10 protein-coding genes and 1 pseudogene are annotated in these 7,773 nt (G+C 64.1%); 5 read left to right on the top strand and 6 right to left on the bottom strand.

Features of this window, described 5'->3' with window-relative positions:
- Positions 1–519: TIGR01620 family protein (locus EN738_RS26690; RefSeq protein ID WP_127286310.1), on the top strand; the 519-nt coding region annotated here is incomplete at its 5' end.
- A gap of 89 nt (positions 520–608) precedes the next feature.
- Positions 609–1,160 (top strand): hypothetical protein, encoded by a 552-nt coding sequence (locus tag EN738_RS26685; RefSeq protein ID WP_127286309.1) that lies wholly within the window; start codon positions 609–611, stop codon positions 1,158–1,160.
- A 70-nt stretch (positions 1,161–1,230) separates the two neighbouring features.
- Here EN738_RS26685 and EN738_RS26680 read toward each other — a convergent pair whose 3' ends face one another.
- From EN738_RS26680 to EN738_RS26670, 3 genes are all read right to left on the bottom strand, one after another.
- Positions 1,231–1,497, bottom strand: a complete 267-nt coding sequence (locus tag EN738_RS26680) for a hypothetical protein (protein WP_126054776.1) — start codon at positions 1,495–1,497, stop codon at positions 1,231–1,233.
- 177 nt (positions 1,498–1,674) lie between these two features.
- Positions 1,675–2,883, bottom strand: a complete 1,209-nt coding sequence (locus EN738_RS26675; protein WP_127286308.1) for an MFS transporter — start codon at positions 2,881–2,883, stop codon at positions 1,675–1,677.
- Positions 2,884–2,943: 60 nt separating this feature from the next.
- Positions 2,944–3,933: an AraC family transcriptional regulator gene (locus EN738_RS26670; protein ID WP_127286307.1), complete on the bottom strand. Its 990-nt coding sequence runs from the start codon at positions 3,931–3,933 to the stop codon at positions 2,944–2,946.
- A gap of 160 nt (positions 3,934–4,093) precedes the next feature.
- Here EN738_RS26670 and EN738_RS26665 point away from each other — a divergent pair, with 160 nt between their 5' ends.
- From EN738_RS26665 to EN738_RS26655, 3 genes are read left to right on the top strand one after another with little or no spacing between them, the layout of a single operon-like run.
- Complete coding sequence (locus EN738_RS26665; protein WP_127286306.1) at positions 4,094–5,932, top strand: monovalent cation:proton antiporter-2 (CPA2) family protein; 1,839 nt, start codon at positions 4,094–4,096, stop codon at positions 5,930–5,932.
- Positions 5,933–6,481 carry a DUF924 family protein gene (locus EN738_RS26660; RefSeq protein WP_127286305.1) on the top strand — a complete coding sequence of 183 codons (549 nt, stop codon included), beginning with the start codon at positions 5,933–5,935 and terminating at the stop codon, positions 6,479–6,481.
- A 26-nt stretch (positions 6,482–6,507) separates the two neighbouring features.
- Positions 6,508–6,747 (top strand): hypothetical protein, encoded by a 240-nt coding sequence (locus EN738_RS26655; RefSeq protein ID WP_127286304.1) that lies wholly within the window; start codon positions 6,508–6,510, stop codon positions 6,745–6,747.
- A gap of 1 nt (position 6,748) precedes the next feature.
- Here EN738_RS26655 and folK read toward each other — a convergent pair whose 3' ends face one another.
- The 3 genes and pseudogenes from folK to EN738_RS36445 all read right to left on the bottom strand — a co-directional run.
- Positions 6,749–7,261, bottom strand: coding sequence for a 2-amino-4-hydroxy-6-hydroxymethyldihydropteridine diphosphokinase (gene folK, locus EN738_RS26650; protein ID WP_127286303.1), 513 nt, complete (start codon positions 7,259–7,261; stop codon positions 6,749–6,751).
- On the bottom strand, positions 7,245–7,604 hold the full coding sequence (gene folB / locus EN738_RS26645; RefSeq protein ID WP_127286302.1) for a dihydroneopterin aldolase: 360 nt from the start codon (positions 7,602–7,604) through the stop codon (positions 7,245–7,247). The genes folK and folB overlap by 17 nt, the downstream gene beginning before the upstream one ends.
- 3 nt (positions 7,605–7,607) lie before the next feature.
- Positions 7,608–7,773, bottom strand: a pseudogene (locus EN738_RS36445) (dihydropteroate synthase); the annotation flags it as partial.

Below are 7,773 nucleotides of genomic sequence, written 5' to 3'. Positions count from 1 at the left end.
ATCATCGACGGCGGCAATCTGGTGCGGCTCGCCGAGACCGAGATCCTCGGCCCGCTCGATGCCCGCGCCAGGGCGATGATCCTCGAAGCGGCAAAGCGCGTGTCGCTGGTGACCGCGGTCAGCCCGCGCGCCCTCGTCGATGTCGCCTACGTCGTGTTCGAGGCCGGGCGACTCATCCGCCGCCTGTCGGAGCTTTATGGCGGCCGGCCGGGCACGCTTGGCTTCTTCCGGCTGGCGCGCAGCGTTCTTGCGCATCTGGCGGTGACCGGCTCGATCGCCGTCGGCGACAGTTTCGTGCAGCAGATCGTCGGCCATGGGCTTGCCGCGAGGCTTTCGGCGAAGCTTGGCGAGGGCGTCGTCAACGGCATGATGACGGCACGAATCGGCATAGCGGCGATGGAAACGGCGCGGCCCCTGCCCTTTATCGCCGCAAGGCGGCCTGGACTGAGCGATTTCCTCTCCGCGCTGACATCGTTCGCGGCCCGGAAAGATGGCGAAACTTCGGCTCCCGGCAAGTAATCTGCGCCGCCAAGTGACGAAGCATTAACCAATCTTGTTCATGGTCTGACACGTCTAGCAAACAGCGTTCTTGCTGCCGGGTGTCGTCTATGAAAAGTGTAAATCTGTACAGCGTCCTGCCTCTTGCGGTCGCGGTTGTGGCACCTTTGGCCCTTGCCGGAAAAGCGCTTGGAGCCGAACCCGACAAGCAGTTCTTCCGGTCGGTCGAGGGCAAGTGGGTCGGTCCGGGCGAAATCGTCGCCGGCAAGTACAAGGGCACGAAATTCACCTGCAATTTCAATGGTACGACGCCCGACGGCAAGACCGGCATGACGCTCGACGGCGATTGCCGCGTCGGCGTGTTCACGCAGAAGATGTCCGCCACCGTCGAACGCAAGGGTCGCGACTACAAGGGCAACTTCATGGGTGGATCGTCCGGAAACGGGCTCGACATCATCGGCGGCAATGTCGTCGACGCCCAGAAGGTCGTCTTCACCATCAACCGCAACCAATTGAACGGCGTCATGCAGGCGCGCATCCCCGACGACAATTCGATGACGGTGACGGTCGCCGTGCGCGTGAACAAACAGCTGGTGCCGGTGATCGGCATGAGCCTGAAGCGGGTAGACACCGTCGAAGTCGGCTCGATCGCGCCGAACTGAGATCCACAACCTGCAACAAAAAAAGGCGGCGGCCTCAAGCCACCGCCTCGCTCGTTTTCGATTTGGACGCTCAGCCCTTGATGGCGGCCGTCACTTCGTCATAGGCCTTGCAGGCCTCGGCCAAAGTCGACGCGTCCTTGTACTTGTCCGTCACAGCCTGGACCTTGGCCGACAGGTCGGCTGCCTTGGACGGATCCTTGGTGATCGCTTCCTGCAGCGCGGCAGTCATGTCCTGCGCCTTCTTGGTCGCCATCTCGGCGGTGCACTCAGGCGCCTTCGAACAGGCCGAACCGGCAAGCGCCGCAACACCCACGGCGACGAGCAAAAACTTCTTCATGTCAGTCATCTCCTCAAAAAAGGCAGCGGTGGTCGCTCCCTCCCAATGGCCGAAGCCGAGCGTCCCTTAGCCGTCGATTGTGGCAACACGCAACGCGTGCATCACGTAAACTTGTGTAACGCGGCTGCAACATCGCGGCGGCCCGGAGCCTGGCCGCCGCGATGGTCGACGCAGGGTTCAGCTGCGAGGCTGTAGCAGCGCCAGCAGAGCCGTCGATGCGGCAAGGATGGCAGTAAGCGTCAGGGGCGCCGTAGCGCCGTAATTGTCCACGACATAGCCACCGACAACCGCGCCAATGGTGATGGCGACCTGGAAAGAGACGACCATCAGGCTGCCCGCCGCTTCCAGCGCGTCAGGTGCCGCACGCGACAGATTAGTCGGCAGCACCACCGGCCCCATGCCGAACGCCAAGCCCCAAAGCGTAACGAAGCCGAAGGCAGCGCCGATGTGCACACCCCAAAGCACCAATGCTAGCGCCGCAAACGCCATCAACGCAGCGGTGATCACGAGCGCCGTGCGGATATTGGCATCGGCCAAGCGGCCGCCGGCAATGTTTCCGACCACTGCGGCGATGCCAAATCCAAGCAGCGCGAGCGCTATCGGCCCGGTCGCAAGCAGCGTCACGTGTTCGAGGAAGGGGCGCACATAGACTGAGCCGGCGAAATGCCCGGTCATGAGCAAGACAATGGCAAGCATGCCGAGTTGAATGCCACGCCGCCGTGTCAGCCGAAATACGTCGGCAAGGCTATTGCTTGCACTTGCAGGCAAGGTCGGCAGGCTGAGAAACTGCAGCAGCATGGCAACCAGCGCCAGCCCCGCTGTCATCGCCATGGCGCTGCGCCATCGCAGCCAGTCGCTGATCAGCGCTCCCATCGAGGGTGCGGCAATGGTGGCGAGCGAGACGCCAAGAGTGACGATGGCCATGCCTCGACCTGTCGCGTTGGCGCCAACCAGCCTCGCCACGACGGCAACCGAAAGCGCCCAGAACGCGCTGAGCGCGATGCCGAGCCCGGCTCTGCCAAGCAACAGCAGCCAGAAATTGGGCGCCAGCGCCGCAAGAATATTGGAAGCGACCGCCAGGGCCATGAGGCCAATCAGCACCGTCTTGCGGTTCAATCGGCCGATGAGAACATTGCTCAGCATGGCCGTCACGGCGCCGACCGAAGCGGTGGCGGTGACGACCTGTCCGGCCGTTCCCTCGCTGATGCCGAGATCGCGCGCCATCGGCGTCAATAGACCGGCCGGCAGGAATTCGGCGGACACCAGGGCAAAGCTGGTGGCCGCCAGTGAAATGACCGCGAACCAGGTGACTGCGCCCCACGCGGTTGGCGCATCGGCATCAAGGCCGATCGCTGCGTCTTCAAGCTGTAATGTTGTGTCAGTCACGGAAGAATCTCCAAAAATTGGAGATCTTAGATAGGCAAGTCCGCCCGGATGATATGTACCTTAGAATCCGAAATTCATATCTATTCGTCCGGGATTTGTGCGACGCACAACGCCCGGCGAAACATTGGTGATGCGTTTGAACGCGCGAGCGAAGGATGCCTCGGAATCGTAGCCCAAACGGGTAGCGACTTCGGCAACCGACAAGCCGTTCTGGCCCAGCAATTCGCGGGCAAGCTGCATACGCATGCGGGCGAGATAGTGTGCGGCGCCTTCCCCCAGGACAGCGCTGAAGCGCTCGGCGAAAATCGAGCGCGATTGGCCTGCCACGCTCGCCAAGCTTCCCAGCGTCCAGTTATGGCCGGGGTCGCGGTGCATGGCTGCCAGAGCGCGGCCGATATGCGGGTCGCGGATGGCTGCGAGCCAACCGGTGGTCGACGCGCCGTTGCAATTGACCCAGCAGCGGATGAGCCGGGCCGTTAGCAAGTCCGCCATACGCGACAGGATCGTGGCGCTGCCCATCTGCGGTTGCGCGGCCTCCACCGTCATGGCCGCCAGCAGAGGACCGACGACAGGGTCATTCCCAGCCACGTCGCAACCCTTGATGACAGGCGGCATCAACGTAATCAATGGGTTGAGCGCACAGGAGCCCAAGGCCATGGAGCCGCAGAAAAGAGTGCTCGTCGCGCCCGTTCCCTGCCGAACCACTTCGCAGACATTGCCGCCCAGCTTGATTACCTGGCAACCTTCGAGCGAGCCGCCTTCAACGTCCGGCGCGCTCGCCAGCCGGTGGGCGATGCCTTGCGGCAGCAGGACCAGATCGCCATTGCGCAACTCCTGCCAGCCCTGCGCTTCGGTGTGAATCCAGCATGGACCCTGGCCGACAAAATGAAACCGCAGCAGCTGTTGTTTCGGAAAGTCTATGCTCCACGGATGCCGGAGCTCGCAACGGCCGTAGTTGACGCCACTCAAGCGAAAGTCCTGCAGAACTTCGCTGAGCGCATCCATCGGAATATGCGTCGGCGAAGACGGGCGGGACGAATGGTCAAGCATTTACCAGATATAGATGCCGATCGTCCGACAGGCAAGCGGAGACCATTGTTCCACCAGAGGAATCGCGTCAACGGCACCTGCCCGTCCTGGTAGGTTTCCCACCCTTGCCTCTGGCTCCAACTGCATGCAAGGAGTGCTGCTGAACACAGGGACAAGAGGCATGGCGGTAGAAGCATCGGGCAGCGATCTTATCCAGGTGGTGGCGCTGCTCGCGGCCGGCGTGGTCGCGGTCCCGATCTTCAAGCGCATGGGGCTCGGCTCCATCCTCGGCTATCTCGCCGCCGGCGTCGTCATCGGCCCGTTTGGCCTCGGAATCTTCTCCGAATCGGAAGCCATCCTCCACGTCGCCGAACTCGGCGTCGTCATGTTCCTGTTTATCATCGGGCTGGAGATGCAGCCGTCGCGACTCTGGGGCCTGCGCCGCGAAATCTTCGGCCTCGGCGCGCTGCAGGTCGGCGTCTGCGCGGCGCTGCTCACCAGCGTCGGGCTCGCCGGCGGCTTTCCGATCGCGCAGTCCTTCGTCGCCGGCGCCGGCTTCGTCCTGACCTCGACGGCGATCGTCATGCAATTGCTGGAGGAGCGCGGCGAGATCGCCACGCCCAAGGGCCAGCGAATCGTCTCGATCCTGCTGCTGGAGGACCTGGCGATCGTGCCGTTGCTGGCGCTGATAGCCTTCCTGGCGCCGGGCGGCGCCGAGACCAGCCTGTCGCAGCGACTGACCGAGGTCGGCATCGGCCTTGCCGCGATCGTTGGCCTGGTGGTGGCGGGGCGTTATCTGCTCAATCCGTTCTTCCGCATCCTGGCCGAGGCCCGCGCCCGCGAGGTGATGACGGCAGCGGCGTTGCTGGTGGTGCTGGGATCGGCGCTCGCCATGCAGCTTTCGGGCCTGTCGATGGCGATGGGCGCGTTCCTCGCCGGCGTGCTGCTTTCCGAATCGACCTTCCGCCATCAGCTCGAGGCCGACATCGAACCGTTCCGCGGCATCCTGCTCGGCCTGTTCTTCCTCGCCGTCGGCATGTCGCTCGACCTGCACGTCGTGGCCGCGAACTGGCGGCTGGTCGCCATCTATGTCGTCGCCTACATGGTGATGAAGGCGCTCGGCATCTACGTCGTCGCCCGCATGCTGAAGACCGGTCATCGCGAGGCGTTGGAACGCGCCGTGTTCATGGCGCAAGGCGGCGAATTCGCTTTCGTGCTCTATTCGGCGGCGGCGGCGGTCGGCATCATCGACGGCCAGGCCAACGCGACGCTGACGGCGATCGTCATCATCTCCATGGTGCTGACGCCGCTCGCCATCATCGCGCTGCGCTATGTGACGCCGCGCGACGAGCAATCGCTCGACGGCGTCGACGTCGCCGAAGGCCTTTCCGGCAGCGTGCTCATTATCGGCTTCGGCCGCTTCGGCCAGATCGCCTCCCAGCCGCTGCTGCTGCGCGGCATCGATGTGTCGATCATCGACAACGAGGTCGAGATGATCCAGGCGGCGGCCGATTTCGGCTTCAAGGTCTATTACGGCGACGGCACGCGGCTGGATATCCTGCACGCAGCCGGCGCCGGGCGGGCGCGCGCAGTCCTGATCTGCGTCGACAAACCGGAAGCCGCGGTGCGCATCGCGCAGTTGATCAAGGCCGAATTCCCGCTGGTGACGATCCTGGCGCGCGCCTTCGACCGCGGCACTGCCTTGCAGCTCATACGTGCCGGCGTCGACTACCAGCTGCGCGAGACCTTCGAATCTGCATTGGTCTTCGGCGGCTCGGCGCTCGAAGCGCTGGGCGTCGACCCGGAAGACGTCGCCGAGGTGATCGAGGATGTCCGCCGTCGCGACACCGCGCGCTTCGAGATGCAACTGGCCGAAGGCGTGCGCGCCGGCCAGCGCTTCCTGAAGGGCAATATCGGCACGCCGATCCCAACGCCGCTGACGCCGCCGCGCCGCACCGGCCAGGCGCTCAACGAGGAGACCGCCGGCGTGCTAAGCAAATCCGAGCCTGCGGAGGAATAGATGGCTGAACTGGACAAACGGGCGCTCACCGTCACCGCATTCTGGCGTGAGGCCGGCGAGGACGCCTGGTTCGAGAAGAACGATGCCTTCGACGCGGATTTCCGCAACCGGTTTCTCGACCTGCACTTCGCCGCCGCGCGGCGCGAATGCGACGACTGGTGCGAACACGCCGAAGGTTCGCTGGCGCTGATGGTCCTGCTCGACCAGTTTCCGCGCAACTGCTTTCGCGGCACCGGCCATATGTATGCGACCGATCCGCTGGCGCGGTACTTCGCCGGCAAGGCCATTGCCGCCGGCCATGACCTGGCGCTCGAAGAGAACATTCGCGTTTTCCTCTATCTGCCCTTCGAGCATTCGGAACTGCTCGTCGATCAGGCGCGAGCGGTGGAACTCACCTCCACCAGTGCCCAGGCCGATCTGAAATATGCGGTCGAGCACCGCGACATCATCCAGCGCTTCGGCCGCTTCCCGCATCGCAACCGGATGCTCGGCCGCGAGACGACGCCGGAGGAACAGGCCTTCCTCGACGGCGGCGGATTTTCCGGCTGATTGTCAGGCACGCGGATACTGGTCACATGATTGAGCTGGCTGGACGCAACTATGAGGCCACGATTGGAAGTGATGTCCAACGCGATGGCATGTATCTGGAACTCGCCGACCAATATGAGCACATAGTGGGCGAGATTTTCTTCTCGGATGTCGATGGGAAGATGACGCTTACGCTATCCCAGCCTGATGTGCCGCTGGAAGTGGTTGAGTGGATGATTGCGACGGCAAAGGTCCGCCTTCCACCAACGGATCCGGCTGCGGGTTAGCCTATTGCAGCCACCAGTCGCGGCCCGAGGGCAGGCGCTCGATACCGGACGCATCGACAGCGCCGAGGCGCTCCGACACGCTCTTGCCGCCGATGGCAAGCTCCGGCGCGATCTCGGCCAGGGGCGCGAGCACGAAGGCACGCTCCAGCATGCGCGGATGCGGCACTTCCAGGCCCGTCTCGTGGATGATGCGGTCGCCGAACACCAATATGTCGATGTCGATCAGCCGGGGCCCCCAGCGCTCCTCGCGCACCCGCTTCAGCCGACGCTCCGCATCGAGGCAAAGATCGAGCAGTTCGCGCGGCGCAAGCCCGGTCGCGATCGTGGCGGCGGCATTGAGGAAATCCGGCTGGTCGAGCTTGCCCCAGGGCGGCGTGCGGTAGAGCGAGGAGACCGCGACGACGCTGGTCTTGTCGTCGCCATCCAGAAGGCGCAGCGCGGCCGCCATCGACTTGGCGGGATCGCCGAGATTGCCGCCAAGGCTGAGGTAGACCGTGTTATTCGGGCCAGACAACGGTCACCTCGACATGGTCGAGCACGCCGGGCACCGGCGCGTTGGGCTTGCGCACGGTGATCTCGGCCCGCTTGATCTGCGGAAACCGCGCCGTCAGCGCCTTGGCCACTTCCAGCGCCAGCGCCTCGATCAGGAAACGCCGGTGCCCGGTGACGATCTTCTCGATCACCGTGAAGGCGACGCCATAGTTGACGGTGTCCTCGATCGAATCCTCGACGAGCGCCCGGCCCGGCTCGACGGTCAGCGCCGCGTCGACATAAAAACGCTGGCCGAGCGTCTCCTCCTCGTCCAGCACGCCGTGCCGGGCAAAGAAGGCGCAGTTCTTCATGCGGATGACATACATGGCTCAGCGTCCGGACGGGTCGGTTACACGCGCCAGCATAGCATCGGCCAGCGCCAGCGCATCCACGTTGATTGCGACATCGTGGACGCGAAATAGATGCGCGCCTTTCAATCTCAAAATGACGCTGGTGGCTGCCGTTCCGGCGCCGCGCTCGGCAGCGTCCCGCCCG

The sequence above is a fragment of the Mesorhizobium sp. M4B.F.Ca.ET.017.02.2.1 genome (genome assembly GCF_003998955.1).
In the GTDB taxonomy this organism is placed as follows: domain Bacteria; phylum Pseudomonadota; class Alphaproteobacteria; order Rhizobiales; family Rhizobiaceae; genus Mesorhizobium; species Mesorhizobium abyssinicae.
Note: the sequence above shows the minus strand (reverse complement) of the source record. Positions and strands in the feature narration are given on the sequence as shown.

What these genes read in the sequence shown, in the direction of transcription:
- EN738_RS26655 (WP_127286304.1), top strand. Translation starts at nt 6,508, where the DNA reads ATGATTGAGCTGGCTGGACGCAACTATGAGGCCACGATTGGAAGTGAT.
- EN738_RS26670 (WP_127286307.1), bottom strand. Translation starts at nt 3,933, where the DNA reads ATGCTTGACCATTCGTCCCGCCCGTCTTCGCCGACGCATATTCCGATG.
- EN738_RS26685 (WP_127286309.1), top strand. Translation starts at nt 609, where the DNA reads ATGAAAAGTGTAAATCTGTACAGCGTCCTGCCTCTTGCGGTCGCGGTT.
- EN738_RS26660 (WP_127286305.1), top strand. Translation starts at nt 5,933, where the DNA reads ATGGCTGAACTGGACAAACGGGCGCTCACCGTCACCGCATTCTGGCGT.
- folB (WP_127286302.1), bottom strand. Translation starts at nt 7,604, where the DNA reads ATGTATGTCATCCGCATGAAGAACTGCGCCTTCTTTGCCCGGCACGGC.
- EN738_RS26665 (WP_127286306.1), top strand. Translation starts at nt 4,094, where the DNA reads ATGGCGGTAGAAGCATCGGGCAGCGATCTTATCCAGGTGGTGGCGCTG.
- EN738_RS26680 (WP_126054776.1), bottom strand. Translation starts at nt 1,497, where the DNA reads ATGAAGAAGTTTTTGCTCGTCGCCGTGGGTGTTGCGGCGCTTGCCGGT.